Below are 23,211 nucleotides of genomic sequence, written 5' to 3'. Positions count from 1 at the left end.
CGATACTTGATGTATCGCCAAATTGGCGATATGATTTCGGCATGTCTACCAAACACCGATTTCGCGAAAAGTACCGCATAGAGCTGCGGGAAAAGGACCACCTGCCGCCCCACGTGCACTTGACGGGCGGCGGCGTCGATGTCTTGATAAGCCTTGAAACATGTGAGGCGATGCTGGGTCGAGCGCCAGCGGTGGTGCTGAAAGAGGCTTTGGTTTGGGTGCGAGCGCACCAAGATGAATTACTGGAGGAATGGCATAAATGGCATCCATGAAACGCCCCCGCCTGCGGGCTGTGCAGGCGCGTCCCGGCCATGTGCTGGAGCTGACATTTATCGACGGCCAACAGTTTTTGCTGGATATGAGCAACGACGTGGCCACCTATCCGGGGCTCAAACCGTTGCAAGCGGCCAAAGCGTTCAAGGGCGCGACCGTGGGGGACGATGGCTGGACCGTGGAATGGCCGGAACTGGACATTCAAATCGGTGCGGATACGCTGTACCTGGACGCCTTGGCGCAAGCGGCGCCCGACGAAAATACGCGCATCTTCATCGGCTGGCGTGCCCGTACCGGGCTCAACTTGTCGCAAGCCGCAGAAGCGTTGGGCGTGGGCACGCGAAGCATCACCCGCTACAGCAATGGCCGTGAAATCGTGCCGCGCACGCTGGCCCTGGCCTGCCTGGGCTGGGATCGTTTGCAAGAGCAGCCCCAGCTCAAACGCGCTTGAGGCCTTAGCGACGGTACTGATCACGTGTTCCCCGAACCCCGCCTTGTGCGGGGTTTTTGTTAGCCTTTGAGCGCGTGGGCAATCCCGTTCGCCACGGCGATTTCCATGCGCTTCCAATACTCGTTTTCCAACCATATGGCGGTGCCCAGGTTGTCTGCCGTGGGCTCGGCGCCGGGTAGCCAGCGGTCGTTCAGGGCCAGCAGTTGGCCCAGGCTGTCGTCGTTTAAGCGGTCAGCACGGCCGAGGGCTTTTTTACGACCACTTCGACGTCTGGCGCGTACTCATCCAGCAGCGTGCCGGCCAGTTGCATGGTGAACACCGGGTTGCGCAGCAGCGGGCGCAGCGCGTCTAAGTGGGCGGGCAGGACGGTGGTGGTCAGCAGGTTGTTGGACGGTGCTACCTTGTTGTTGGGGGTGACGGCGTTGAAGTACTTGGTCACGTCCTGGGGGGCGAGGGTGAAGGTGAATTCCTGCTCGCCGATTTCAAGGGTGATGTCGCGGCGGTCGCTCATGGCGCGGTCCTTTGGTTTAGGTTGGAAAAGTAGGTGTCCAGGCACTGTTCAAGGCGTTTTTCGAAGCGGTGCTCCAGCTTGTCCAATGCTTTGTCGAAGGCTTCCAGGCGGCCGTTATGGGTGGCCATCTCAATGCGCAGTTCCAGGTTCTCGCGGCGCGCGGCGTTGACTTGGCGGAACAGGTAGATTTGGAAAGCCGCGACCCAGGTGAGTACCAGCTCAGTCAGCAGCAACATGGCGCTGATGTGCAGCGGGGACATTTCCATCACGACTGGCCCCAAGCGCCACGCCCGCCAAAGCGCACGGCCTGCCACATGACCCAGGCCAGTGATTGCCGGGTGCCTTCCTCCAGCAATGCTTCGTAGAAGATCTGGTCGGCCTCCTGTTTGGTAAAGCGGTGGGTCAGGTGCGTGTAGATGTAATCGTGAATGGCCGCCGGTCGACGGGTAGTCGGACACTGAGCGTCCAACATGCCGCGCACGACGGGCGGAAAGCTGGCAAGGTCGGACAGCGCGCCGATTGGCACAATGATCTGGCGACCGTCGCGGGTGCTGTAGGCCAATGGCAGAATGACTTCCCAGCGGCGGTGGCCCGGCCGGTGGCGCAACTCCAAGTGACTTTCAAACGGCATGTTCAGTAGCTCCAGATCGCGGGGCTGGGCAGTCGCCCGCCGACAGATGCCAAGCCCAGGTGCAGAAAGCGCGCATCACCTTTCTGGTGAATCCCGACACGGTTGAAACCCAGCGGCAATGCCAGGCGCAGCAACGTCAGGGCTTCGGCCCCACGGCAACGCACGTCTACGGCGCGCCCGTCGAAGTGGTCGCCCGGTGCGACTTTGCCGGCCTCGCTCGGGTGGCGCGCGCAGCGGTACGCGCTGGTCAGTTGCATGGGCTGGCCGTAGGCCTCACGTAGCCGCTGCAGGCGCGCCATAAAAGCAGGCTCCATCTCGTGCCCGGTGCTGTCACAGTGGCCGCATGTGCAGCGCAATTCCGAGTAGGCGAAGTTCGCCCAGGGGCTGTCGCTCATCAGCGCAGGCCCTCGATCTCGCTGGCGTCCAGGTAGGGCACGCCGTTGATGCGGATGAAGTCCGGGCTGGTCACGTCGAACGGCACCTTATGCATCGACTTCTGCCCGCCCTTGGGATCAATGTCCAACAGGCTGGAGATTTTCAGGCGACAACCAAAGGCTTCCACGCGCAGTTCATCGGTGGCGGTCTTGGCAAAGAACAGCGCGTCGAAGGGCTCCAACTTGCGGAACGAGCCCGCGCGGTTTGCCGCCTGAATCAACAGCCCCAGGTTGGCGCTGTCCAGTTCGAATTCGCCGCTGGCGGCCACGTCGCCATCCACGTACCCATCGGGCACGCCCTTGGTTTGCGCCACGGCGCTGTTGTCGGTGATGTCGAGGGTGGCCTTTTCGATGTGCACCTGCAGGTCGCCCAGGCTCACGTCAAAGTTCATGCCGCTGATTCGGGCCATGGGTTATTCCTCGTCATCCAGGGACAGGTCCAGCGCGATATTCGCCGTCAGGTCCTTGGGGCAGTTGTAGGGGCGGATGCGCAGGTAGGCTTCGAGGGTGGTGCGGTTCTTCCACACCAAGGCGATGTCGCCGTCCTTGGGCGGCTGAATATCGCCGGGGAACTGCTGGCCGGCAACGTTCACGGAACGTGACATCTCGCGCAGCGGACGCATCAGGCGCAAGCGGGTGTAGGCCATGCTGTTGGGCGTGTTGTTGACCCTGCGGTCGGCGACCATCTGGATCAACAGGATCCGCACGCGGCGCGCGGCCTTGTCGACGATGCGCAGGTTTTCCACTTCGGCAAAGTCGCTGCCGGGGGCGTCGAGCAGGTTGGCGTCGGCCCAGAACATGCCGGGGTAGTCGGGGTAGTTCTGCGGTACCGAGAAGCGCATTTTGTCGAGTTCGGTCAACGTCGCGAACTGTAGGGGGGTTCCTGTTTTATCCACGGGCGTGGGCCCCAAGCCGATCAGAGCGCCGGTCGCCACGCGCATGGGGCTGTCGGCAACGCTTACCGCCGCGTTGGCCAGTCGGCCGGCGAGCACGCCCAGGTCGTTACCATGCAATTGGGGCACGATGAGGACACGGGGCGCGGCGATGTCGCGAGTGATCTCGCGTTGTTCCAGACGGTAGGCGAACCATTCCAAGGCTGGTGTGATTCCCGTGCTTGCGGCCATCACAAAGATGCGCCGGCCGTAGCGGTTGTTTAGGTTCACGGCGGCGCTGTTCATTAAGATCAGTTCACTGCTTTGCGTCACCGGTTTGGTGATGACCACAGCCTCTACTGAGACATCCGCAGCCTGGGTCATGTCCAACGCAGGTTTCCAATCGCCGTCGGCGGCCAACGGCACAGCGGCGCAGGCCCAGCGGTCGCCACCATTGTTGCGAGCGGCAGTGATCTGGGTTTTCAGGTCGCTGGCAGCCACGCCCAGCTCGGTGTCCAGGTCGCTTTGGGTGTTGAGCGCCAAAAGCTTGCCGACGTTCTTGGTCGCCGGCCCGATAAACAAAAAGTGGCGTTCAATCGCGGTCACCGGGCCCTGGCCCAGGTTGAGATTGTTAACGCTGACTTGACCTTGAGCCATGGAACGGCCTCGTTACTTGGGCGATTGAAGGGTTTGCTGCAACACGGTGCTGACGATTTCGCGGATGTCGTGCGGGTCGGCGCCGAGGGCGTCGCGGGCGGGAAGATCGATCTTCCAACTGCGCCGTTTGGTGCCGCCGGCAGCCGTCACGGTGGTGGGCAACCCCAGTTGGTGTTCACGCGCGATGCGCGCATTGCGGCGCTGGCGCCAACCGAGGGTGGCGGCGTCGGCTGATAGCTTGGTCACCTGCATGCGCGAGCTTAGGCGGCGCAGCATCTTGCGTCGGTGCTTGCGTTTACGCGGCGCGAAGGGCGAGCCGTCGAGATTGCGCTGGGCGCCGATTCGCCGGGTGTTACGTGTGCGCAGGCGCTTGCTGGCGTTGTTCAGCAACCGCCGACGTTTCGCCGCTGGCAGGGCCAGCAATTGCAGCTGCTGTTCGGCTTCGATCAGCCCGCGAATGTCGACACTAAGCGTTGGTGTGGTCATGGCTGACGACTCCTTGCTCGGCGATCCACAGGTCATAGGGCACAAATGCCCAGCGCTTGCCGAAGGCGTCTATCTCGCCGTCGGTCGCTTCGGCCAGGTGCAACGGTTCGATAAAGTCCAGATGCAGCTCGACATCGGCGGCATCTGGCGTGAGCTGATCGATTTCAATCACTGGCGCGGGCAGTTGGTCGTCCTCGCGGCCTGGGTCGTTCGCTTCCAGCCAGGAACCGAGCAGAGCCATCAACCGCGCGGCATTGTCGGCAAAGCGCGCAATGACGATCACCGCGCGGTAGCGCATATCGCCCATGTGCAGACCTTGCTCGGTGGGCTTCCAGTTCAGGGTGAGCGTGACCTGTTCGGCCCAGCTGTCGAACTGCTCGGGTGGGACCATGAAGCGTTCCACCAGGTCGCGGGTGAGGGCGCGCAGTTTGTCCATCAGATCAGCTCCGCTGTGACGCGGCTGCGGCCTTGGATCAAGCGTACGGCTTGTTGGCTGAATGACAGGAAGCGCTCGGCGGTTTCGGGGGCTTCTTTCGCCAGGTTTTCGGCCGACTCGCGTCGAATAAAGGTCGCGAACTGGCTTAACAGGTAGGCTTTGGCGCGGCAGTAAACGGCGCGTTTGTAGCTGGCGGCCATGAACGTGCGTTCCGGCAGAATCATCGGATCGGCTTTCAACACATTGGTGATACCTGCGGCCTGCCACTGCGCCTTGCGCCGTGCCAGGTCGTGGTTCACTTCGCCTATGGCCAGGGCGATGCCGTCCACCAGCAGCTCCACCAGGTACTCCGCCGGCAGCCGGTAACCACGCTGAAATTCGGCCACGTCCAAGTCGGGCCAGAAGCCGTCATTGGTGATCGGCTGGGCGATCAGGGTGGTGGGTCTACCGGAAAAGCTCATGGTGGGCGGCTCGCTTCAATTAGACGCGGGGGTGGCTGCTTGTGGTCATTGACGCAAGGTCATGGCCTCGGCAGGCCCCCGCTGGGGGGGTAAGTCGGTTCAGGTGGTCTGCTGTCGGCGCAGGGCTTTGGTGGCATCTTCATGGCGGGTTTTCACGCCGATGCCGGGGTACAGCGCGGTGGCGCGTTCGAAGTGCACGAGGGCTTGGGCCCATTGCTTTTGGTCCATGGCCAGGATCCCCAGCAACTTGTGGTAGCGCGCGGGGATGCGCTCGAACAGCGGCCATTCACCATCCACACGCGCCAGTAACTGCGACAGGTACGGCTCGGGGCTACGCTTGGCGTCGTACTCGGCTTCGGCCCAGTCGATCATCGCGTCGGCCACAAACGTGGGAACGTCACGCTTGAAGCGTTCAGGCATGGTTTGGCCTTGCTGCAGGGCAAAGTCAGCCAACTCCAGGCCCGCCTCGAATTGCTCGGTGTCGAACAGCCACACCAGCACCTGCATCAGCACCGGGTTGGGGTGGTTCAAGCCGGATTCGCGGTAGCGCTGCACATAGTCCAGGTACTTGGGCAGCAGCTCTTCACGCTTGAGACGCTGGCGCTCGCCCATGTTGTTGAGGTCGGACAGGCGTGCGCAGTCTTCGGCCAGGGCGGTGGTCATGAGTGCCAAATGCTTTTGGGCATTGGCGGGGCCGGCCAGGGCAGTGGTCGGCGTGTACACCTCGGCGACGGCGGGGCCTTGTTCCAGAACGCGTTGTTTGTGCTTGAGGGCCAGGCTCATTCTTCGGGCTCCTCGGGCGGCTGAGGTTCGACGAACTCGACGTTACCCGCCTCGATGCCGGCGAACTTGCCCAACTGCTCGACCACATAGCCTTCATTGCGGCTGTTGTAGTCCTCGGCGCGGGAGCGCTTGGGGTTCTCCAGCATGTAACGGCGCCAGGAGCTGTCCTGAAAGTAGATCGACAGGTTGTCGAACGAGGTCACCACCACGCCTTTGGCCGGAAAGAATGGGCAGGTGTAGGAGGGCAGGCCGCCGTAGGTGTCGATCACCTGGGCCATCTCCACCTTGGTTTTTTCGCTGGGGGTGTGGCCTTGCTTGGCGTACAGCTTGCCTTTGTCGTGCGCCAACAGGTCGCGACCGACGATGGCCACCAGGTCGCCGCCGTCGCGGAATTCTTCGTCGATCATCAACGACACGTCGTGCACCAGGCTGTCCAGGTTCACGTAGTCGCCGCCCAGGCCCAGGCGGATTTTGCCCTTGGTCGCGCCTTCCAGCAGGATCTGCTGAGCCGCCTGTTCACGCACGATTTGCAGCCAGCCTTTGTTCACGTCTTGCAGCAGCGGGAAGGCTTCGCGGTCGGTGTCTGGCGCCACCTTGATGCCGTGCCAGCCGATCATGATGCGGTCGAGGGCGATCTGGCGGCGCACTGCGGCGGTGTAGCGCTGTGCAAAGTCTTTGAACTTGGCCCAGGCGTCGATGGTGGAGAACTTGAGCGTCACGTCGCTGTGGGTGTCGTGGAGCTCGTAGCCTTTGTCGTCCAGGCCCAGCACGTTGCGCGGCTCGCGGTCTTTTTGGTCGGTGTCGGTGCGCCCGGTCACGGTGCCGTTCACACCTATCATGACCTTCTCACCCTTGATTTCGCTGACGGGGATCACGTTGATGAGTTGCAAAAACGCCGAGCTGAGGGTGATCTGGTCGTTGAGGGTTTGCGCCAGGCTGGGCTCAACGTTGAACTCTTCGCGGGCCGATTCCACGCCATAGGTTTGCGCTATTCGGGTCAGCAGCGCGTGGTAGTGCTGGCGTGCGGCGGGGCTGAGCTGGCTCATCAGTAAATGGGCTCCAGTTCTTCAGTGACAGGGCCGGTGCTGGGGGGAATGACTTGGCCGGCGCTGTGGTTGAGCGCGGTATTAAAGGTCTCGTGGAGTTTTTCCAGCGAGGCTTTCAGGCTGTTGAATTGCTCGACGGTGACGCTGGCCGGTTCGGTTTTCTGCGGTTCAACCGGAGTCGGCGCGATCTGCTCCAAACGGGTGGCCACGCTGTCGAGTTTGTCCACGGCAGCGGAGAGGGCTTCGGCGGTTTTCGGGTCCATGGGGGGCATCTCGTGCTTGGGGGTGTGTTTGCCGCTCAACTGATGAAACAAGCGGGTGACAAAGTTGAGGGCTGATTCATCGCCCAGGTCGGGTGGCAGCAGTTCGTCCAAGGGTTCAACGCAGGCGAAGTAGTTGCCGATGTCGGCGCGCCGGGAAAAGTGCAGCGGCTGGGTGCCCAGGCTGGCCGGGTCGTCGGTGATCGCCAGGCCGCGCAGGTAGGGTTTACCGGTGTCGGCGAACTCGGGCTGGATCTCGATGCTGGTGAACAGTTTTTGCGCTTCTTTGTTGAGCTGCAGCAGCCGGTCGTTGGGCGCCAGTTTGGCGAACAGGGCGACTTTGCCGTCCTCGATGTCTTCGGCTTTTACCTCCGCCACGCTGCCGAAATTGCCCATGTAGCGGATGTGTTCGAACCAGATCACGGCGGTGTAGATCGCCGGATCGTAGGTGTTGGCCATGTCGCGCAGGTCCTGCGGATCAATCGTGCGGCCGTCGGCGGTTTTGCCGCTGGTGGCGACACGTTTCCAGTCAGAAACAAGGGTGCGGGGCATGGGCTGATCGCTCGGTCTGGGTTGCAATGACCGTCACGATAGGTAGCCCGAAGCGCACGAACAAACGGTTTGCCTGCGCGTCATTCCTAGATTGAAAGGGTAGGAATACTGAGGATTTCCTAAGCGGGTTTGCGGGGTTTTGGCTGCATAGACTGCGGTTCATGCCCTATTCGATTGAAGTCAAAGACACTGCCAAACGCCTCTACCTGCGCCGCTGCACACCGCGCGAAATTCAGGCCGAACTCAAGTTGGCCAACGTGCGAATCGTTTACTACTGGATCGCCAAGGGCGGCTGGGACGAACTGCTGACGGATGAGGAACCGCTGACGGCGGTGAGTCGGCGCATCACGTTGATCCTGGAACGACCGGGCACCCTGGCTAAGGCTGACTTGGATGAGCTGGACCGGCTGACGACGCTGCGGGAGCGGCTGCTGAAACAGTGCGCCAAGCCTGCAGCACCCGTGGAGTCAAACAGGGAGAAAGCCGATCGGCCCAAGCGCAAACCCAAGACCGTGAAAAACGACATCTCTGGGCTGAGCGAACTGGACTTCCTGGAGAAATTCACCAGCAAGCTGTTCGGCTATCAGAAAGAGTTGTTCGCGGCCAAACAGAACCCGCTGACTCGCAGGATTCGCAACGTCCTCAAGTGCCGCCAGTCCGGCCTGACCTACTACTTTGCCGGCGAAGCGTTCATGGACGCGGTACTGACCGGCGACAACCAGATGTTCCTGTCGGCCAGCCGCGCGCAGTCGGAGATTTTCCGTAACTACATCATCGGTTTTGCCCGCGAATGGTTTGGCCTGGAGCTGACCGGCAACCCGATCATCTTGAGTAACGGTGCCGAGCTGCGCTTTTTGAGCACCAACAGCAGCACCGCCCAGGGCTACCACGGCCATGTGTATGTGGACGAGTACTTCTGGATACGTGACTTCGCCAAGCTCAATACCTTGGCCGGGGCGATGGCCACCCACAAGAAGTGGCGCAAAACCTACTTCTCGACGCCCAGCGCGACCAGCCACCAGGCCTACCCGTTCTGGACCGGCGACGACTTCCGCCGCGGTAGGCACAAGAATGCGAGCAAACCGTTCCCCGGTGAACCCGAATTACGCCAGGGCGTGCTGTGCCCGGACGGCCAGTGGCGCAAGATCATCAACATCCACGATGCCATTGCGGGCGGCTGCGACCTGTTCGACCTCGAGCAGTTGCGGCTGGAAAACTCGGATGAGGTGTTCGAACAGATCTACCTGTGCCAATTCATCGACAGCACCCAGAGCGCGTTCAACCTCGCCGACCTGGAGCGCTGTTACTCGGACCAGTCGCTATGGACCGACTTCGACCCCGACCCGAAAGCCGAACGCCCCTTCGGCAACGCCCCGGTATGGATCGGCTACGACCCGAGCCGCACCCGAGACGACGCAACCTGCGTGGTGGTGGCGCCGCCGCTGGAGCAGGGCGGCAAGTTCAGGATCCTGGAAAAGCATTCTTGGCGCGGCCACTCGTTCACCTACCAGGCCAGCCAGGTCAACAAACTGTGCGACCGTTTCAACGTGCAGCACATCGGCATCGACATTACCGGTGTCGGCTACGGCGTATTTGACCTTGTGCGCGACTTCTTCCCGCGTGCAACACCGATTCACTACAGCCTGGAAACCAAAAACACGCTGGTACTCAAAGCCCAGGACACCATCCAGGGCCGCCGTATTGAATGGGACGCCAGCTGGAACGACATCGCTGCGGCTTTCCTGACCATCAAACGCGGTGCTACCACCAGCGGCCAAATCACCTACAGCGCGTCGCGCACCGATGCCACCGGCCACGCCGACATCGCTTGGGCGGTGATGCACGCGCTGGCCCACGAACCCCTCAACGTCAACAAGAAGCGGCGCAGCCGCTGGTCCACCCTCGAAGGTAGCCATGAACGATCCCAAGCCACCGGCCACTCCCACGCACCGCAAGGTCCACACGTTCAGCTTCGGCGCGCCCGAGTCGGTGCTGACCGGCAACCTGGGCGAATACATGGGCGTGTTCGCCAGCGACGACGGGCAAATCTACACCCCGCCCGTGTCCCGCACCGGCCTGGCCAAGCTGCTACGCGCCAATGCCCACCACGGCACCATCCCGCGCTTCAAACGCAACCTGCTGCTGCGTGACTTCATCCCCTCGGCCGGGTGCAGCGCGCAAACCATGGGCCGCGCAGCGCTGGATTTTATGGTGTTCGGCGAGGGCTACTTTCAGCGCAAAACCAACGTGCTGGGCCAGGTGCTGGAGCTGGAACACCTGCCGGCGCTGAACATGCGCAGAAAGGTCGGTGGCGGATTTGTGCTGCTGTTGCCAGGGGGCAAGCAACTGCACTTTGCAGAGGACCAGGTGGAGCATGTGATGGACTACGACGTGGAACAGAACATCTACGGCGTGCCCGACTACTTGGGCGGCATGCACGCGCTGCTGCTCAACGAGTCGGCCACGCTGTTTCGGCGCCGGTATTACAATAACGGTGCGCATGCGGGGTTTATCTTCTACACCAATGACCCGAACTTATCGGAGGCGGATGAAGAGCGGATGCAGGCACAGATCGGCGCGAGCAAGGGGGTGGGGAATTTTCGGTCGCTGTTCGTGAACATTCCGGGGGGAGGGGATAAGGCGATTCAGATCATTCCGGTGGGGGATATTGCGACCAAGGATGAGTTTGAGCGGATTAAGAACATCACCCGCAATGACGTGATCGCGGCCTGGAGGATGAACCCGGCGCTGGCGGGGTGCATGCCGGAGAATGCGGCGGGGTTTGGGGATGTGGAGAAGATTGATCGGGTGTATATGAATAATGAGATACGGCCGATTAGGCAGTTGTTTTTGCAGGTGAATGGGCGGTTGCGTAGGGATCGGCGGGTGAGGTGGGTTGAATGTTGATGGCCTGAAGATTCTAGCCCCCGATATGGTTTACCGGGCGCGAGATGTTTATTACGGTTGCGAAATCGATAAGCGTAGCCTTGATCAGTTTGGGTAATGGTTAAGGCAAAGAGAAACTATCAAAAACACATCAGTGCACTGTAAGAAAGCCTAGTGGTGAAGAAATTCACTTCACACCATTTCCACAATGCAAATGATGTGCTGATTCCGCCTAGGACCAAGGGTGCAATGTGGTCAGTAAACCATGGTGTGATGAACGCTCCTCGCGCAATGGCAAAGGCTTTCACAGGCCAAGTAAGGAAGGCTTCAGGTTCGTGATTAAGTGCCCAGCTTCCGGTAATTGAGGTCGGCTGGCCGTTTTCCTGGATTGCATATGCTACAGAGAATTTCATTTTTACCCGCGCTTTGCGGGAAATTTGGTGCAGGCTTGGAGCCTCGTCGCCGTTTCGCTGTTGATCTTCATTAAGATCACGCTGAACCGTAGTTTCTACCCCATAAGAGATGATATGCATCGACCTTGATGGAATGTTGTTTTTGGCAAACCGTTCTTCCGCATCCTTGCGGAGATATCGACGCTTCAATTTCAACTTTATCGCGATCCAAACTAATGCTGTGTCATAAAAGTCATTCATCGGTTTATCGAAGTACAGACCAAGGTGTGGCACCCGTTGGTAGCACCGAACCCAAAAGTAGATGTTCACTACTGCCAGCACCAGCCAAGCGCTGTTGGTGCGTTGGTGGAGCTGTACCTCATTACCCATCAGCTTGAACTGCGTCAGGTCTGCGCCGAAATACCACAACGCTAAGACCAAAGCGGAATACGTCAGCAGAAAGCCACGTGCTTTTTTAAAATCGCCTTCATCATCCATTGCCGATACCACATCCTCATTGAGTGGCAGGATGCTAGCAGCTCTCGTGACCGGATGGCATCTGGCGATTCACGTCGGAGAGTCTACCTGACGAACTTTAGGCGCCCGATGCGATGCACCGGGCGTGAACTGCTTACTGCAGGTGCGGGCCACCAGGATCGATGGAAAAGAGCAGATCATCAATGATGGCCTTGCCCATTTCCCCCAGGTAATGCGAGGCGAATGCAAATCTCTCCGCGCGGGGGTCCATGGCGGCTTCAAGCGAGAGCATGGTTGCGTAGTAGTGCAGGTGTGACGCGTGTTCCAGGGCCTCCCGGATAGGGACACCAGCATTAACCCGGAACAGCTTCAGATGGCTTTTGTCCTCTCCACAGTCTGCGAAGGTCACGGCACCGATGGTTCTGTCTGACGGTGGGTTACTCATCGTGTGCCTCCGAGTTTCCAGAGGTTCTGAGTGGGGGCTACGGGGTGAATCGAGGTGTTTTCGTACGGCATAAGCTTGCTCCTTGGTACTACCCAAAAGAGCTGCCACTGACGTTTCCAGGCGTAAAGGTGGCAGCTGTACGCAGGCTGGAAAACCGAGAGAAGCGACTCGGCAGACACGAGTGTCTCCCACGCACAGCCGCCAAAAAGCACAAAAAGCAGACACAAAAAAGCGTCCACTGATTGTTTGGCGACGCTGTAGCGTCACTTCTAACTGCCAGGTTTCCAGGCCTGATCGCTGATGAGCAGCGACAGAGAGAGGTTATCCTGACGGTCTCTATGCTGCAACTCTCAGAGTAGGTAGGATGTTTCCGATAAAGCGAGAAAACCGGTAGGACCAACTTGGTCCATCTAGCTGGAAAATGCATCACTTGGACGCAGGAATCAAATGGAGCAAGCGAATAACAGCGCAGCCACGGCGCCTAGAATCACTGTGGCGTGGTGGAATAGTAGCCTGGCGCCCCGGGGGATAAGCCGTGAAAGTTCTCCACTTCGTGAGGCTGCTGCTGTGGTGGTTGTACACTTGGTGGTAGAGAAAAAAGTAGACTTTATAGCTTTAGGCGAGATGTCGGAGAGTGATTTGGCATACATGCGCGAAAGCCTATCGATGCCTGGTTGGGTTTGGGAGTCAGGAATTTGCTCAGTTGGTAAAGCGGTCTACGATATTTGTTACGCTTATAATTCAGCCGTGTTTGTATTTGCTGGTTTAGAAGAGATTACTGATACATCAGCCGGTCGAACACTAAGAGTTGCGCAACAGGTTAACCTGGTCGAACTCTATAGCGGCACTGCAATCGTCGTACTAGCTTCTCATTGGCCTAGTAGGAGGAATCTATCAGAACATCATCCTTGTCGTGATTTATTAGGTGTTCGACTAAGGGATGCAGCGAGAGCGGTAAAGTTATCGGATAACAGCAAGCCGCATTTGATACTTCTGGGTGATTATAATGATGAGCCATTTAGCGCCTCGCTTAGCGAGCAGCTTATGGCCAGTCGGGATAAAAATCACGTTAGGAAAGTAGGGCATTTATTTTACAACCCTTTTTGGTCTTACTTAGGTGAAAGGGCAGACAATGAAAGCGCACCGCTCGGAAGCTATTATTGGAAGCAGGGCGCCATTACTCGGTGGCTGACTCTGGATCAAATCATATTTTCATCTAATTTTATATCAGGTGAAAACTGGTTGCTTTGCGAAAAAGGTAGTCGCTTGGTCGATATTCCGGAATTAACGAATTTAGTTAAAGGCTCAGGGAGTGAGTTTGATCATGTGCCTGTCTATGCAACTATTGAAAAGGTGGAGTAGTCATGGAATTTGATTTTGGGAAAGCGTTGAATCAGGGTATAGGTGCTGCAAATGTTACAGCAGTATTGAATGCTGAAATTGAGCAGATAATCACTGAGGTTAGTCGGCAAGTTTATCAGGCGACGGATCAACAAATTACAATAAAAATTGAGAGTCGCTCCAATGGTATGGCGGCGGTTGCACAAATGTTTTCTGTTAAGGGAAGCTCAATTCTTAAGCAAGTACATTTTGTTGTGGCTAGCAATATGACCTTGCAGCGCTCGGAAGATCTTGCTGTATGGGAACGTTCCCCTACGGCTTATCCATGTAAGTTGATCTATAGTGATCAGACTGCATATTGTAATGACAAAGCATCTTTGGAAAAGCAATTTGTTCATTTGTTATCTCATCCTGAGACAGGTAAAAAAATGCTCAAGCTGTTGGCACCGCCAATGCAGATATCCGGGGAGACTGATGGCGCTGAATAGGCAGAAATGTGATTAATCTGTCTTGTGCTGTTTGGTCTGCGTAGAGGTGATTGCTGGTGGGGTATTTTTGCAATGCGGACTAATTTATACTTCTAAAAATGGCTATGCCTGCTGGTATTTATTTCTTGGGAGGTATTATGCGGGTTACTTGCAAGATTTGTGGCGAAAAAGGTCGAATCGCTTCCCGCGACGAACTGTCTCTAGAGTTTGCCCGTCTTTACTGCCAATGCAGTTCCCCCCACTGCGGACACACTTGGGTAGCTAACCTCACCTTCTCTCATACCTTGAGTCCCTCTGCCCAGACAGCCGATCGTTTATTGTTCGATCGGCTCCGCAGTCTTCCAAAGCGGCAGCAGCGAGAGCTATTTGATCGACTGGGCATGGTCTATTCCGAATAAATACATCGAACTCTCTTCGTACAGAGCGAATCATCGCTTCCCTCCGCTAACCGATTTATTCAAGAGCAACTACAGCTATGAAAGGTGACAAAATTGTAAAAGCGGCCAAAGAATTACCGCTTGAAGCTACGGCCGAAGCCTTCATAGATGCGCTGGTTAGCAATGACTCTTTTAGAGATATTCCTGTTGTAGGGGGGGTGCTTGGTGTTTTTAAGGCGTATAAAACATATAAAAATGAGAGCTTTAAAGCTAGGTTAAAAGAATTTCTCGATGAGGCTGGTGGACTCAGTAAAGATGAAATAGAATACTTTCTGGTCGAAGGTGCAAGTAGTGAAAATCCGGTCTTGGTTGAACATCTGATAGAGTTGGTAGAACGCGCGGATTCAGAGCAAAAAGCCAAAATTATAGGTGTGTTATTTCGCAGGCTTGTAAAGGGGAAGATCAGTAGGAGTGAATTTTTTGATCAGGTGCGGTTTACTAATCAAATATATTTAATGGATATCTTCTTTTTTATGCATGGGTATCACAATCAAGCAGTCTTGCAAGATGGTTTGGGGGATTTGCTTGCCAATCATAGAATTTGTAAGCGTACAGTGGAGTTGGCTTATAGAGACCAAAATTTGTTGAAGATGGAAAAGGAACAGTACATCAACGTTAAATTTGAGATCACAGGAGTCGGAAGAGGTTTTCTTTTGTCGCTCCATGAAGCATATAGGGACAAAATAAAAGAGCACTTATTAACTGATTGACTGGCGTGATGTTAATTTTTTCATGTCCAAGCGGTCGACCGTTTGCTGTTCGACCGCCTGCGCAGTTTGTCCAAGGTCCAGCAACGGGACCTGTTCGATCAACTGGGCGTGGTGTCCTCCACGTAATCGCGCAACGTCGATTCAACCTTTTCGAATCGATCCAGCTGAGCGTGGCCATATTCAATCAAGGCCAATTTGGCACGATTCGTCAGTTGCAGCTCGGCGGTGAGCAGCTCGATCACCAGCGCGAAGCTGTTGCCACATTCTTCGAATTCTTCCCGTATTTTCAAAGCGCAGAGTGTTGTGTTCTTCACAGCGATTTTTCCTTTTTCGTTGTTTTCGCTCCGTAGTTTATGGAAGGTTTTTTCCCCTGCCAGTGGCCCGCCGACGCGCAAATGTAAGTAGGTAATATCCCCTGCAAGCCAACGAAAACACCCGCCGGACTCTGCGCATTCGCCTCTGTCAGCTGTGATTCAAATTGTGTTTTGCTGAAAAATTTCGTTTTAGGTTCAAGCAGTCAGATGGCTCTAAATCAATGGCTGTGGCGGAGGAATGCGGGCCCAAATGCGCAAAAGAAAGCGTTATCGAAGATCGCCGATTGTTTTATCTGTTTACAAAAACAAGGGCGCTCAGCGCCCTTGTGTTTTTCGGTGCTACAGGTTTTGCATCACATCGGGTGTAGGTGGTAGCTCAAAGCATCCAGTGTGACCACGCCATAGAAGCGTTCACCGCTTGGTCCTTCGAACGCGGTCACTACTTGCTTGCCGGGTAACGGGATACGCACCACACCGTAGCCGCTGTCGAACTCCAGCAACCGGGTGGCGCCCACCAGGTGAGCATCAGAGCGTAGGCCCAATTGCTGGCGTGCCTGCTTGAGTTGGTGTTCTGGCACCATCACCCGTTCACCGTCGATCCATAAGCAAAAGTTGCCGCTGCGATGACGGGTTGGGAAGTAGACAATTCGTTGCTTATCCATGGTGATGTCCTCGGGCCTGGATGGCCGTGGTAGCCTTGTGCCCGCTGCTGCGGAGGTGCTGTGCTTGCATGGTGTTGCTCCTTGTGTGGTGGCAGGTGTCGGGGAGGTACGAACTCCTCGGCACCGTCTCTTTTCAGGCTTGCTGCAAGGCGATGGCCGTGTACACGGACCGCCATTGACAGCGCACTTCAAACAGTCCCAGGTCGTGGCCTTCTACGTTGTGCAGGTGCACGACGGTGACGAATGTCGGGCGGCTGTCGGGGTGGGCGCGCCAATGGTCAGTAGCGGCCAGTTCGGCCATTTCTTCGGCGGTGCCTTTTTCGACGTACCACGCGGGCAGGTATAAGCGGCCGATCAGACCGTTGGCGGTGTAGTGCAGGATCATGGTTTGCCGGCTTCTGTTTCGGTGTAGTAATCCATGCGCAGTACGCTGATGCAGTCTTCGAAAAGCTTGATATCCAGCCCGCGCAGGTCGGTGAGGTTGAACCGGTAGCGGCCGTTGTGAACCAGGCTCATCAGAAAGATCGCGACGATTTGGCTCTGGCCGGTGCAGCCTTCCGCCACTTGCAGCAGACGGTCGAACGCTTCTACTCCATGGGATTTATCGGCGCCGCAATGCTTTGCGCGCAACGCTGCGCTGCGCTGGGGGGCTGGCTGACGGCCGAACTCCAGGGGCTGGGTGCGCCACAGGTCCATCAATTCGCGCCAGACGTGTTCGCCTTCGTCGATACGCTGATGTACTTCGACCTCGGGCGTGTAGTCCATCTCCAGCACTTGCAGGCAGTCTTCAAACTCCCGCACGCCCAGCCCTTGCAGTTGCTTCAGGTCGAACCGGAACGTCGCCCCGTCATACAAGCCCAGCAGAAAGCGGCCAACGGTTTTGGCTGTTTCGGTGCGGCTGAGGGCAATCGGGATCAGCCGGTTTAATGCTTGGGTACCGGTGTGGATGATGGCGGGACGGCGGCGCTGGTAGGTCCAGATCTGGGTCAGGGCATTGATCAAAGAATCACTCATGGTGTTGCTCCTTGCTTGGGGTTAGGCCTGGCGAGCCAGGTAGACGGTGAATTGCTCGGGCAGCTCGATGTTCTGCACGGCCTTGATCTGGTCGCGGGTGCAGTCGTCGGCCAGGAAGTAGCGCGCGTCGGCCTTGGCTTGTTGTTGAATGCGGTCCACCAGGTAGCTGGTGGTGCAGGCGTTGCCGGTGATGATCACGGCGTCGATGCCTTGGGCTTGCAGCTCGGCTTGGCGGGCGCGCAGGCGGCGGGTTTTGCCGGAGGCTTGGGGGCCGGTGAAGACGTGTAGCGGCATGGTGTTGCTCCTTTTTCAGTGGGCAGGGCATGGCTCGCACGGGGATTTCCGCGCGTGGGTTGGGTGGGGGTGGAATGTCTGAACTGTCGGCGGATTTACAGGGCTGGAGGCCTTGTATTGGTTGGGCGCGGGTGGCCGAAAAAGTAGTTCGGTGCAAATGGAATGCGCTGAACTATGGGGGCGGGTGTGATTGGCTGTAGGCCTTGTGGTTAAAGGCGTGAAGCGGGTTTGGATGGTTTGGCCGTGAATGGAATGTGGGTGGAATGAAAAGTAGTGCAGTGCCTTCCAGCGGCATTCCATTGATGATTTTTTATAAGTAATTGAATTCATTTATAAATACCTCAATAGTTCAAAAGTTACAGACGCAGACAGATCCGCTCGCGGGGGCACTGCTAAAACGCAGGCAACACTTCCCCATGGGTGACAAACACCCGTTATTCAGGGGGGGAGCTAAGGGGTCTTGAAGATCCAGCAGTTGATGGTGCGACGTTCGATCCGGGAGTAGGCCTTGCGGGTTTCTACGAACGTGTACGTGGTGCTTTGCGGCAAGGCACGCTGCAGTTGGGCGCGGGTGAGGACTTCCTGGCCGGCTTTGCGGCAGGCTTCTTGGAAGTGCTCGATGTTGATGGCCACCACGCCGCGTTCGTTGCTGTGGTTGAGGGTTTGGTGTTTTTCTTCGCGGGTGCCGTCGCTGTCGGTGATGGTGACCACACGTTCGTTGAGGTAGTGGTAGATCTGCCAGAAGGCGGCGGCGTCGGGGTGTTCGGAACGGCAGCGCTGCTGGCGGGCGATGGCGCGTTGTTCCAAGTGTTTGGCCAGGGTGTCGGTGTGTGCGTCGGTCCAGGCAGGGAACAGAGCCTGGGTGGCGTAGGCGGCGGCCAGAACCTGAGCATGGCACTGCACGATGCGCGCCTCGGTGATGGCGGGTGCACGCTGCAGGCGCTGTTCGCAGCGCGGGAACGCGTCGAAGTAGCGGGCCAGCCACTGGTGTTCGCAGGCCAGGCACTTGCGCAGGTAGCCGCCCAGGTCCTGGGCGCTCATGCTTTTGAGTCGATCGGCGCGGGGCTTGAGGGCCAGGGTGTGGTGGTCTTTGGTGGCGTGAAACTCCACGATGCGCGACAGCGTGGCCTCTGAGCCGTCGACGCTGTTGTTTTGCGAGATGCCCAGGGCGCCGCGCCAGTAGGTGATGCGGGTTTCGTTGCCGCCGGTTTTGACGCCGGTCACGCGCAGGGTGGCGTGGTAGTCGTAGAGCCGTTTGAACTCGTCGAAGTGGAACTGCACCACCACTTTGCGGCCTTGGCTGTCGGTATGTTCTTTGTCCGATTCGATCAGGATCACCGGCAGATTGCTGACTTCGGCAAAGATGCGGGACAGGCCAATCATGCTCGCCCCCGCGCCGCTGGGCTGGATGCCTTCGAAGTTCTCGCGGCCGGTGAGCCGCCATAAAAAACGCAGCAGTGTGGATTTGCCGGCGCCCGGTTGGCCGGTGAATTCCATAAAGGGAAAGGACGCTTGTTGGGCGCCGATCTGCTGCACGAAGTAGGCGGCGGTCCACCACGACAGGATAGCCAGGCCGTTGAGCCCGTTCACGGCCAGGAAGTCGTCGAACCATTCGGGGTCGAAGTCCTGGGCTCGGTCGATTTTGAAGTTGGCCAGGGTGGTCTTGATGCCGTTGCCGGCGATGTCGATGAAGCCGTGGCTGTTCACTGGCAACTCCTTGCCTTGGTGGAAGCCGAAAGTGGGGTAGCAGTAGAGTCCGGTCGCGTCGTCGTAGCCCACGAAGGGTAGGCTGCGCACGGTACGCACGGGGCGGTGTTCGTCGTTGAGCCACTTGTTGCGCAGCACGGCCAGCACCGGCTCGCCGCCTTCGAAGTTGCCGCCAGGGGTGTGTTCCAGGAGCGCACGGGCGAAGCTGCGGGGTTCGGCGATAGCGTTGGGGGCCAGGGGGGCTTTGCAGCTGCGTGAGGTGTCCGGGAATTGGAAGTCGAAGAAGTAGCGCTGTTCGCTGGTGATGATGTCTTTTTCCAGGTATTCCAGGTTGGGGATGCAGTTGGAGACCTGTTTGATTTTGACGTGCTTGCTGAATAGCTCGCGGTTGCCTTCGACTTTTTCTTCGCCCAAGTCGGTGGTGAGGTCGGCTTGGGCGACTTTGGCGGAGTAGAGGCGGTTGCGGAATTCCATCAGGTAGAACGCTACCGGCCTGCGCAGGTAAAGCAGGTAGGCGAGTTTATGGGTGGATTCGGCGGTGAACAGGCGGCCTTGGTATTGGGCCTCGGCCATGAAGGCGGCGTCGAGCTGGCCGTCGCGGTAAACGTCGTCCCAGTCGCGTTCGCCAGCGAGGGCTACCCAGGCGATTTCTTGTTGGTCGCGCAGTTGGCGTAGGTATTTGACCGTCATCGTGTGCCCGGCCGGGTCGTCATCCAGGGCGATGACCCAGGTGATGGACTTGCCCTTGTGGGCCTCGATCAGGTCCCACGGGAAGTTGTTGGCCGATATCGAGGCGATCACTTTGTAGCCCGACAGGTGCAGGGCGATGGCGTGGAAGATGCCTTCGACGATGTACACACGGTCGCTCTTGTTGATTGCCATGCCCGGCGGCACCCAGCCGTTGCCCAGGTAGGTCATGCCCTTTTTTATTCCCGCCTTTACGCCCTCGTTGGCCGTTACGGCTGTGGCGTCGATAAGGCGCTCCCAGTGGCCGTTGCAGAGGGGAAAGCGCACGGTGTCTGCCCACTGGCCGTCCTTGAGCTTGCGCCGGCCTTGTTGGTACCAGCCTTTCAGTTGGCTGATGTCGAACCCGCGGTTGCGCTGCAGGTAGGCGTCGGCGGTGGCGTTGGGGTTCTCGCCTGTTTTGGGGAAACGCTCGCTTAGGTTTTCGAACAGGTGGCGGTAGCGTTCGCGGGTTTTTTCCTCGTATTGGCAGTTGTTGAGGCGGTTGCATTTGAGTTGGTAGGGCTGGGCGATGGCGATGTAGACGGTGCGTTCGCCGCATTTGGGGTTGGGGCAGACGCCTTTTTGCAGGTACTTCTTGTCGATGGTTTCAAAGTCGAGGTCGCGGTCATCTTTGAGGGCTTGGACGACTTCTTTGAGGTAGATGTCGTCGTAGGCCTTTTGGTTGAGTTGTTTGCGAAGGGCCATTAGCGGGATCCGTTTTTCTTGTAGCCGGTCACGCGATCGGACTGTTCTGCTGCTTCCCGCGCCAGATGGACCATGTTGATAAACACGCTGCCTTTTTTACCCTCGGTCTTTTCTTTGATGAGGATCATCCCGCTTTCAATCTTGTGGCGTACCGAGCGCTCGCTCAGCCCCGCTCGGCGGGCGAATTCGAGCGGGGTTACATATGGCGTGTCGATGACGATCTGCATTTTGTATAAGCTCCACGGAACATTTTCTGAAAAGGTGTACAATCGCGACCTAAATCTAAGGTTGCGTACGTACACCTGTCAAGAGGGGCTATGGAGCTTTTTGAGAAGTTGAAGGTGATCCGCCAGGCCGAAGGCCTGACACAGCGGGAGTTGTGCGATGCGACGGGGATTAACCTGTCGACGTGGAAGAGTTACGAATTGCAACGGCGCAAGGAAGTCAGCTCGTTGGAGCTGTTGAAGATCACGGGGCACCCGCAATTTAAGAAGTACACGTTGTGGTTGATGTGTGATGAGGCGGCGCCGGGGTGTGGACAAATCAGCCCGGTTTAAGCAGGGAGCGTGAATGTGCCGATCAAAAAATTAGACGACGGCCGCTATGAAGTTGATTGCCGGCCGGATGGTCGGTATGGGGTCCGGGTGCGGCGGATATTCCGCACGAAGAATGAGGCGCAGGTTTTTCGCAATAAGGTCATGGGGGAGGGGGCCAAGGGCGAGTTTGTAAAGGCTCCTAAGCATGATGGGCGCAAGCTCCAGGACCTGGTGGAGCGTTGGTATAAGGTCCACGGGCAGAGCTTGAAGACCGGTGAGCAGCGGCTCGCTTTGTTGACGAATATGGCCACTCGTATGGGGAACCCACGGGCTGTCGATTTCACTGCGTCGATCTTTGCTCAGTACCGCTCAGAACGTGCCGAGGGTAAGTATTCACGAACTACGCCTGGCAAAGGTTTCGCTAAGGAAGGTGAGCAACCGAAGGGCGTTGGCGCGAATATGCTCAATCATGAGTTGGCGTACTTGAGTGCCGTGTTCAACGAGTTGAAGCGACTGGGGGAATGGGATGCCGAGAACCCTTTGGCCAATATCCGTAAGCTCAAGTTTGATGAGACGGAGATGGTCTATCTGCTGAGGGAGCAGATTGAGGCGTTGTTGGCTGAGCTGGATAGTCGGGAGTCTGGCGCAGTGCTGATTGCTAAGGTGTGCTTGGCGACTGGGGCCAGGTGGGGCGAGGCTGAGAGCTTGCAGGCGCGGCAAGTGCGCGACGGCATGGTGCATTACTTCAAAACGAAGTCGAGCAAGAATCGCAGTGTGCCGATATCCAAGGAGCTGGCGGCGCAGGTGGTTGAGGCTTTGCCGTTCAAATCAGGGTACAACACGTTTCGGCGGGCTGTTGAGACTATTGGGCTGGAGTTGCCCGAGGGGCAGTTGACGCATGTCTTGCGGCATACGTTTGCCAGTCATTATATGAAGAATGGTGGGGATATTCTGACGTTGCAGCGGGTGTTGGGGCATGCGACGTTGGCGATGACGATGAAGTATGCGCACTTTAGTCCGGGGCATATGGCGGAGGTGGTGAAGTTGAATCCGCTATCAAATAATAGAAAAGAGAGGCCGTAACTGTATGGACAACGATAAAAGGAAGTCACTTGCCGAGACGGTAGCCAGCATACAAAATTCGATTCGGCATCCTGCGTTGGAAAACATTCGTACAAGTGGGATTGGCGAAACGGTGAGGAGAATGCAAGAGGCTAGCGCGGCATCAGTGGCGCTTAATCACCTTGGTAATAATAGCTTTTTTAAAGCATATAAAGATTCGTTCGGAGCGGTTGCCGCTTTGACCTCGTCAGCTCAGTTGGATCGAGCAAAAAAGACCTTTGATTCGATCGGTCTGATAGGTGAGCTATCTAGGAAGGATAACATTGCGTTGCTCGAACGCTACCGGGGCTTCTCATTTGGTGCTGATTGGGTAGAGCAGCATAAAAACTCAGCGTTATTTGGTTTTTTGACTTCGTTTTCATCTCAGAAGCACGACTCTATTAGTCTTGAGTATTTTGATGTCGATGCACAAGTCGTAGATATTGAAAGTTCGGAGTTTGTTAAGCCTCCAAAGGTTGAACCTAAATTAGAGGCTGAGATTGTTGAAGTTCTCCAAGCGGGGCGTAGCTTCTCCGAGCTTTCTAATGAAGCGCTAGCTTATCTAGAGGTGGTCTGGGCTTGGCTTTGGGGATTTCTGAATAAGGCGGCAATCATAATTACGTTGGTTACAGGCTTCATAGCTTTGGCCGCTTTAAATACTGCAGCTACACCCAAGGACGTTCGCGATACAGTTAGTTCGATTCCCGCAGAAACGCGCGTGCTTTTAGAGGGGAATAGCGCTGTCATTGGAGATCATGTGATCGTCAGGGCCGGGCCTGATAAGCGCTCGGAGGAGCTTGCGCGTCTTAAAATTGGCACGCTGGTTGAAAATCTTGGTGGAGATACAGATAGTTGGACTCGCGTACAGGTTGAGGTCGGAGAGAAAGAAATTACAGGCTGGATTGCGCGCCGTTACCTACTGGAGTTTTAACTGGATTAGGTGGGTGTGGACGTTTTGTGGACGGAAAGCGATTTTTTCATGAGGTTCAACACCTGTTTTCCACGTGCCAGACACACAAAAGCCGCGCAATGCGCGGCTTTCGAATTGGTGGGCCCACACGGACTTGAACCGTGGACCAAAGGATTATGAGTCCTCTGCTCTGACCAACTGAGCTATAGGCCC

The 23,211-nt window shown here is 57.2% G+C and carries 32 protein-coding genes and 1 tRNA gene; 11 read left to right on the top strand and 22 right to left on the bottom strand.

Features of this window, described 5'->3' with window-relative positions; translation table 11 throughout:
- The first annotated feature begins 41 nt into the window (after nucleotides 1-41).
- Together AB1462_RS16320 and AB1462_RS16315 are read left to right on the top strand one after the other, a co-directional pair.
- A complete protein-coding gene (locus AB1462_RS16320) occupies nucleotides 42-272 on the top strand; it encodes a DUF4160 domain-containing protein (RefSeq protein ID WP_367247336.1) in 231 nt (76 codons plus the stop codon).
- Nucleotides 260-724 carry a DUF2442 domain-containing protein gene (locus AB1462_RS16315; RefSeq protein ID WP_367247335.1) on the top strand — a complete coding sequence of 155 codons (465 nt, stop codon included), beginning with the start codon at nucleotides 260-262 and terminating at the stop codon, nucleotides 722-724. Before AB1462_RS16320 ends, AB1462_RS16315 begins: the two co-directional genes overlap by 13 nt.
- A 223-nt stretch (nucleotides 725-947) precedes the next feature.
- On the opposite strand, the gene AB1462_RS16310 is transcribed toward AB1462_RS16315, so the two are convergent.
- The 12 genes from AB1462_RS16310 to AB1462_RS16255 form a co-directional block, all read right to left on the bottom strand.
- A complete protein-coding gene (locus AB1462_RS16310) occupies nucleotides 948-1,235 on the bottom strand; it encodes a putative phage tail assembly chaperone (RefSeq protein WP_367247333.1) in 288 nt (95 codons plus the stop codon).
- Nucleotides 1,232-1,501 carry a hypothetical protein gene (locus AB1462_RS16305; protein ID WP_367247331.1) on the bottom strand — a complete coding sequence of 90 codons (270 nt, stop codon included), beginning with the start codon at nucleotides 1,499-1,501 and terminating at the stop codon, nucleotides 1,232-1,234. The genes AB1462_RS16310 and AB1462_RS16305 overlap by 4 nt, the downstream gene beginning before the upstream one ends.
- Nucleotides 1,501-1,866 carry a DUF1353 domain-containing protein gene (locus tag AB1462_RS16300; RefSeq protein ID WP_367247329.1) on the bottom strand — a complete coding sequence of 122 codons (366 nt, stop codon included), beginning with the start codon at nucleotides 1,864-1,866 and terminating at the stop codon, nucleotides 1,501-1,503. The genes AB1462_RS16305 and AB1462_RS16300 overlap by 1 nt, the downstream gene beginning before the upstream one ends.
- 2 nt (nucleotides 1,867-1,868) lie before the next feature.
- Nucleotides 1,869-2,261 (bottom strand): D-Ala-D-Ala carboxypeptidase family metallohydrolase, encoded by a 393-nt coding sequence (locus AB1462_RS16295; RefSeq protein WP_367247327.1) that lies wholly within the window; start codon nucleotides 2,259-2,261, stop codon nucleotides 1,869-1,871.
- Nucleotides 2,261-2,710 carry a phage protein gene (locus tag AB1462_RS16290; protein WP_321863267.1) on the bottom strand — a complete coding sequence of 150 codons (450 nt, stop codon included), beginning with the start codon at nucleotides 2,708-2,710 and terminating at the stop codon, nucleotides 2,261-2,263. Before AB1462_RS16290 ends, AB1462_RS16295 begins: the two co-directional genes overlap by 1 nt.
- 3 nt (nucleotides 2,711-2,713) lie before the next feature.
- The gene (locus tag AB1462_RS16285) at nucleotides 2,714-3,829 is read right to left on the bottom strand and encodes a DUF2586 domain-containing protein (protein WP_367247326.1); all 1,116 of its coding nucleotides are present in this window, start codon (nucleotides 3,827-3,829) and stop codon (nucleotides 2,714-2,716) included.
- Between the two features lie 12 nt (nucleotides 3,830-3,841).
- Entirely contained in the window at nucleotides 3,842-4,315 is a 474-nt protein-coding gene (locus AB1462_RS16280) for a phage virion morphogenesis protein (protein WP_367247325.1), read from the bottom strand.
- Nucleotides 4,296-4,751 carry a phage tail protein gene (locus AB1462_RS16275; protein WP_367247323.1) on the bottom strand — a complete coding sequence of 152 codons (456 nt, stop codon included), beginning with the start codon at nucleotides 4,749-4,751 and terminating at the stop codon, nucleotides 4,296-4,298. Before AB1462_RS16275 ends, AB1462_RS16280 begins: the two co-directional genes overlap by 20 nt.
- Nucleotides 4,751-5,212 (bottom strand): head completion/stabilization protein, encoded by a 462-nt coding sequence (locus tag AB1462_RS16270; protein ID WP_367247321.1) that lies wholly within the window; start codon nucleotides 5,210-5,212, stop codon nucleotides 4,751-4,753. The genes AB1462_RS16275 and AB1462_RS16270 overlap by 1 nt, the downstream gene beginning before the upstream one ends.
- Nucleotides 5,213-5,311: 99 nt before the next feature.
- Nucleotides 5,312-5,995 (bottom strand): phage terminase small subunit, encoded by a 684-nt coding sequence (gpM, locus tag AB1462_RS16265; protein ID WP_367247320.1) that lies wholly within the window; start codon nucleotides 5,993-5,995, stop codon nucleotides 5,312-5,314.
- On the bottom strand, nucleotides 5,992-7,041 hold the full coding sequence (locus AB1462_RS16260; RefSeq protein ID WP_367247318.1) for a phage major capsid protein, P2 family: 1,050 nt from the start codon (nucleotides 7,039-7,041) through the stop codon (nucleotides 5,992-5,994). Before AB1462_RS16260 ends, gpM begins: the two co-directional genes overlap by 4 nt.
- Nucleotides 7,041-7,853, bottom strand: coding sequence for a GPO family capsid scaffolding protein (locus AB1462_RS16255; protein ID WP_367247316.1), 813 nt, complete (start codon nucleotides 7,851-7,853; stop codon nucleotides 7,041-7,043). The genes AB1462_RS16260 and AB1462_RS16255 overlap by 1 nt, the downstream gene beginning before the upstream one ends.
- A 161-nt stretch (nucleotides 7,854-8,014) precedes the next feature.
- On the opposite strand from AB1462_RS16255, the gene AB1462_RS16250 reads away from it, so the two are divergent.
- Nucleotides 8,015-10,003, top strand: coding sequence for a terminase family protein (locus tag AB1462_RS16250; RefSeq protein WP_367247315.1), 1,989 nt, complete (start codon nucleotides 8,015-8,017; stop codon nucleotides 10,001-10,003).
- A complete protein-coding gene (locus AB1462_RS16245; RefSeq protein WP_367247391.1) occupies nucleotides 9,915-10,760 on the top strand; it encodes a phage portal protein in 846 nt (281 codons plus the stop codon). The genes AB1462_RS16250 and AB1462_RS16245 overlap by 89 nt, the downstream gene beginning before the upstream one ends.
- 119 nt (nucleotides 10,761-10,879) lie before the next feature.
- Here AB1462_RS16245 and AB1462_RS16240 read toward each other — a convergent pair whose 3' ends face one another.
- Both AB1462_RS16240 and AB1462_RS16235 read right to left on the bottom strand, forming a co-directional pair.
- Nucleotides 10,880-11,629, bottom strand: a complete 750-nt coding sequence (locus AB1462_RS16240; RefSeq protein ID WP_367247313.1) for a hypothetical protein — start codon at nucleotides 11,627-11,629, stop codon at nucleotides 10,880-10,882.
- 133 nt (nucleotides 11,630-11,762) lie between these two features.
- Entirely contained in the window at nucleotides 11,763-12,053 is a 291-nt protein-coding gene (locus AB1462_RS16235) for a DUF3077 domain-containing protein (RefSeq protein ID WP_367247311.1), read from the bottom strand.
- 447 nt (nucleotides 12,054-12,500) lie between these two features.
- Between AB1462_RS16235 and AB1462_RS16230 the strand changes: the two genes are divergently transcribed.
- The 4 genes from AB1462_RS16230 (at nucleotide 12,501) to AB1462_RS16215 (ending at nucleotide 15,029) form a co-directional block, all read left to right on the top strand.
- Nucleotides 12,501-13,415 carry an endonuclease/exonuclease/phosphatase family protein gene (locus AB1462_RS16230; RefSeq protein ID WP_367247310.1) on the top strand — a complete coding sequence of 305 codons (915 nt, stop codon included), beginning with the start codon at nucleotides 12,501-12,503 and terminating at the stop codon, nucleotides 13,413-13,415.
- A gap of 2 nt (nucleotides 13,416-13,417) precedes the next feature.
- Nucleotides 13,418-13,882, top strand: coding sequence for a hypothetical protein (locus tag AB1462_RS16225; protein WP_367247308.1), 465 nt, complete (start codon nucleotides 13,418-13,420; stop codon nucleotides 13,880-13,882).
- Nucleotides 13,883-14,019: 137 nt separating this feature from the next.
- Entirely contained in the window at nucleotides 14,020-14,280 is a 261-nt protein-coding gene (locus AB1462_RS16220) for an ogr/Delta-like zinc finger family protein (RefSeq protein WP_367247389.1), read from the top strand.
- 77 nt (nucleotides 14,281-14,357) lie between these two features.
- Complete coding sequence (locus tag AB1462_RS16215; protein ID WP_367247307.1) at nucleotides 14,358-15,029, top strand: hypothetical protein; 672 nt, start codon at nucleotides 14,358-14,360, stop codon at nucleotides 15,027-15,029.
- A 98-nt stretch (nucleotides 15,030-15,127) separates the two neighbouring features.
- Here AB1462_RS16215 and AB1462_RS16210 read toward each other — a convergent pair whose 3' ends face one another.
- From AB1462_RS16210 to AB1462_RS16180, 7 genes are all read right to left on the bottom strand, one after another.
- Complete coding sequence (locus tag AB1462_RS16210) at nucleotides 15,128-15,343, bottom strand: hypothetical protein (RefSeq protein WP_150762555.1); 216 nt, start codon at nucleotides 15,341-15,343, stop codon at nucleotides 15,128-15,130.
- 353 nt (nucleotides 15,344-15,696) lie between these two features.
- Complete coding sequence (locus tag AB1462_RS16205) at nucleotides 15,697-16,005, bottom strand: hypothetical protein (protein WP_367247305.1); 309 nt, start codon at nucleotides 16,003-16,005, stop codon at nucleotides 15,697-15,699.
- A gap of 133 nt (nucleotides 16,006-16,138) precedes the next feature.
- Complete coding sequence (locus tag AB1462_RS16200) at nucleotides 16,139-16,390, bottom strand: hypothetical protein (protein ID WP_367247303.1); 252 nt, start codon at nucleotides 16,388-16,390, stop codon at nucleotides 16,139-16,141.
- Entirely contained in the window at nucleotides 16,387-17,019 is a 633-nt protein-coding gene (locus AB1462_RS16195; protein ID WP_367247302.1) for a hypothetical protein, read from the bottom strand. The genes AB1462_RS16200 and AB1462_RS16195 overlap by 4 nt, the downstream gene beginning before the upstream one ends.
- Nucleotides 17,020-17,040: 21 nt before the next feature.
- Nucleotides 17,041-17,313 (bottom strand): hypothetical protein, encoded by a 273-nt coding sequence (locus AB1462_RS16190; RefSeq protein WP_367247300.1) that lies wholly within the window; start codon nucleotides 17,311-17,313, stop codon nucleotides 17,041-17,043.
- Nucleotides 17,314-17,763: 450 nt separating this feature from the next.
- Complete coding sequence (locus AB1462_RS16185; protein ID WP_367247298.1) at nucleotides 17,764-20,451, bottom strand: toprim domain-containing protein; 2,688 nt, start codon at nucleotides 20,449-20,451, stop codon at nucleotides 17,764-17,766.
- Nucleotides 20,451-20,678 carry a hypothetical protein gene (locus AB1462_RS16180; protein WP_367247296.1) on the bottom strand — a complete coding sequence of 76 codons (228 nt, stop codon included), beginning with the start codon at nucleotides 20,676-20,678 and terminating at the stop codon, nucleotides 20,451-20,453. The genes AB1462_RS16185 and AB1462_RS16180 overlap by 1 nt, the downstream gene beginning before the upstream one ends.
- Nucleotides 20,679-20,768: 90 nt before the next feature.
- Here AB1462_RS16180 and AB1462_RS16175 point away from each other — a divergent pair, with 90 nt between their 5' ends.
- From AB1462_RS16175 to AB1462_RS16165, 3 genes are read left to right on the top strand one after another with little or no spacing between them, the layout of a single operon-like run.
- On the top strand, nucleotides 20,769-21,008 hold the full coding sequence (locus AB1462_RS16175; protein ID WP_367247295.1) for a helix-turn-helix domain-containing protein: 240 nt from the start codon (nucleotides 20,769-20,771) through the stop codon (nucleotides 21,006-21,008).
- A gap of 15 nt (nucleotides 21,009-21,023) precedes the next feature.
- Nucleotides 21,024-22,070 carry a tyrosine-type recombinase/integrase gene (locus AB1462_RS16170; RefSeq protein WP_367247293.1) on the top strand — a complete coding sequence of 349 codons (1,047 nt, stop codon included), beginning with the start codon at nucleotides 21,024-21,026 and terminating at the stop codon, nucleotides 22,068-22,070.
- 4 nt (nucleotides 22,071-22,074) lie between these two features.
- A complete protein-coding gene (locus AB1462_RS16165) occupies nucleotides 22,075-23,019 on the top strand; it encodes an SH3 domain-containing protein (RefSeq protein ID WP_367247292.1) in 945 nt (314 codons plus the stop codon).
- 115 nt (nucleotides 23,020-23,134) lie between these two features.
- On the opposite strand, the gene AB1462_RS16160 is transcribed toward AB1462_RS16165, so the two are convergent.
- A tRNA-Ile gene (locus AB1462_RS16160) sits at nucleotides 23,135-23,211 on the bottom strand.

It is taken from the genome of Pseudomonas sp. SB113, from assembly GCF_040754745.1.
Taxonomy (GTDB): domain Bacteria; phylum Pseudomonadota; class Gammaproteobacteria; order Pseudomonadales; family Pseudomonadaceae; genus Aquipseudomonas; species Aquipseudomonas grimontii.
This window is presented reverse-complemented; position numbering and strand designations above follow the sequence as displayed.

Coding starts and splice junctions, on each gene's coding strand:
- AB1462_RS16320 (WP_367247336.1), top strand. CDS start 42: ATGTCTACCAAACACCGATTTCGCGAAAAGTACCGCATAGAGCTGCGG.
- AB1462_RS16315 (WP_367247335.1), top strand. CDS start 260: ATGGCATCCATGAAACGCCCCCGCCTGCGGGCTGTGCAGGCGCGTCCC.
- AB1462_RS16310 (WP_367247333.1), bottom strand. CDS start 1,235: ATGAGCGACCGCCGCGACATCACCCTTGAAATCGGCGAGCAGGAATTC.
- AB1462_RS16305 (WP_367247331.1), bottom strand. CDS start 1,501: ATGGAAATGTCCCCGCTGCACATCAGCGCCATGTTGCTGCTGACTGAG.
- AB1462_RS16300 (WP_367247329.1), bottom strand. CDS start 1,866: ATGCCGTTTGAAAGTCACTTGGAGTTGCGCCACCGGCCGGGCCACCGC.
- AB1462_RS16295 (WP_367247327.1), bottom strand. CDS start 2,261: ATGAGCGACAGCCCCTGGGCGAACTTCGCCTACTCGGAATTGCGCTGC.
- AB1462_RS16290 (WP_321863267.1), bottom strand. CDS start 2,710: ATGGCCCGAATCAGCGGCATGAACTTTGACGTGAGCCTGGGCGACCTG.
- AB1462_RS16285 (WP_367247326.1), bottom strand. CDS start 3,829: ATGGCTCAAGGTCAAGTCAGCGTTAACAATCTCAACCTGGGCCAGGGC.
- AB1462_RS16280 (WP_367247325.1), bottom strand. CDS start 4,315: ATGACCACACCAACGCTTAGTGTCGACATTCGCGGGCTGATCGAAGCC.
- AB1462_RS16275 (WP_367247323.1), bottom strand. CDS start 4,751: ATGGACAAACTGCGCGCCCTCACCCGCGACCTGGTGGAACGCTTCATG.
- AB1462_RS16270 (WP_367247321.1), bottom strand. CDS start 5,212: ATGAGCTTTTCCGGTAGACCCACCACCCTGATCGCCCAGCCGATCACC.
- gpM (WP_367247320.1), bottom strand. CDS start 5,995: ATGAGCCTGGCCCTCAAGCACAAACAACGCGTTCTGGAACAAGGCCCC.
- AB1462_RS16260 (WP_367247318.1), bottom strand. CDS start 7,041: ATGAGCCAGCTCAGCCCCGCCGCACGCCAGCACTACCACGCGCTGCTG.
- AB1462_RS16255 (WP_367247316.1), bottom strand. CDS start 7,853: ATGCCCCGCACCCTTGTTTCTGACTGGAAACGTGTCGCCACCAGCGGC.
- AB1462_RS16250 (WP_367247315.1), top strand. CDS start 8,015: ATGCCCTATTCGATTGAAGTCAAAGACACTGCCAAACGCCTCTACCTG.
- AB1462_RS16240 (WP_367247313.1), bottom strand. CDS start 11,629: ATGGATGATGAAGGCGATTTTAAAAAAGCACGTGGCTTTCTGCTGACG.
- AB1462_RS16235 (WP_367247311.1), bottom strand. CDS start 12,053: ATGAGTAACCCACCGTCAGACAGAACCATCGGTGCCGTGACCTTCGCA.
- AB1462_RS16230 (WP_367247310.1), top strand. CDS start 12,501: ATGGAGCAAGCGAATAACAGCGCAGCCACGGCGCCTAGAATCACTGTG.
- AB1462_RS16225 (WP_367247308.1), top strand. CDS start 13,418: ATGGAATTTGATTTTGGGAAAGCGTTGAATCAGGGTATAGGTGCTGCA.
- AB1462_RS16220 (WP_367247389.1), top strand. CDS start 14,020: ATGCGGGTTACTTGCAAGATTTGTGGCGAAAAAGGTCGAATCGCTTCC.
- AB1462_RS16215 (WP_367247307.1), top strand. CDS start 14,358: ATGAAAGGTGACAAAATTGTAAAAGCGGCCAAAGAATTACCGCTTGAA.
- AB1462_RS16205 (WP_367247305.1), bottom strand. CDS start 16,005: ATGGATAAGCAACGAATTGTCTACTTCCCAACCCGTCATCGCAGCGGC.
- AB1462_RS16200 (WP_367247303.1), bottom strand. CDS start 16,390: ATGATCCTGCACTACACCGCCAACGGTCTGATCGGCCGCTTATACCTG.
- AB1462_RS16195 (WP_367247302.1), bottom strand. CDS start 17,019: ATGAGTGATTCTTTGATCAATGCCCTGACCCAGATCTGGACCTACCAG.
- AB1462_RS16190 (WP_367247300.1), bottom strand. CDS start 17,313: ATGCCGCTACACGTCTTCACCGGCCCCCAAGCCTCCGGCAAAACCCGC.
- AB1462_RS16185 (WP_367247298.1), bottom strand. CDS start 20,451: ATGGCCCTTCGCAAACAACTCAACCAAAAGGCCTACGACGACATCTAC.
- AB1462_RS16180 (WP_367247296.1), bottom strand. CDS start 20,678: ATGCAGATCGTCATCGACACGCCATATGTAACCCCGCTCGAATTCGCC.
- AB1462_RS16175 (WP_367247295.1), top strand. CDS start 20,769: ATGGAGCTTTTTGAGAAGTTGAAGGTGATCCGCCAGGCCGAAGGCCTG.
- AB1462_RS16165 (WP_367247292.1), top strand. CDS start 22,075: ATGGACAACGATAAAAGGAAGTCACTTGCCGAGACGGTAGCCAGCATA.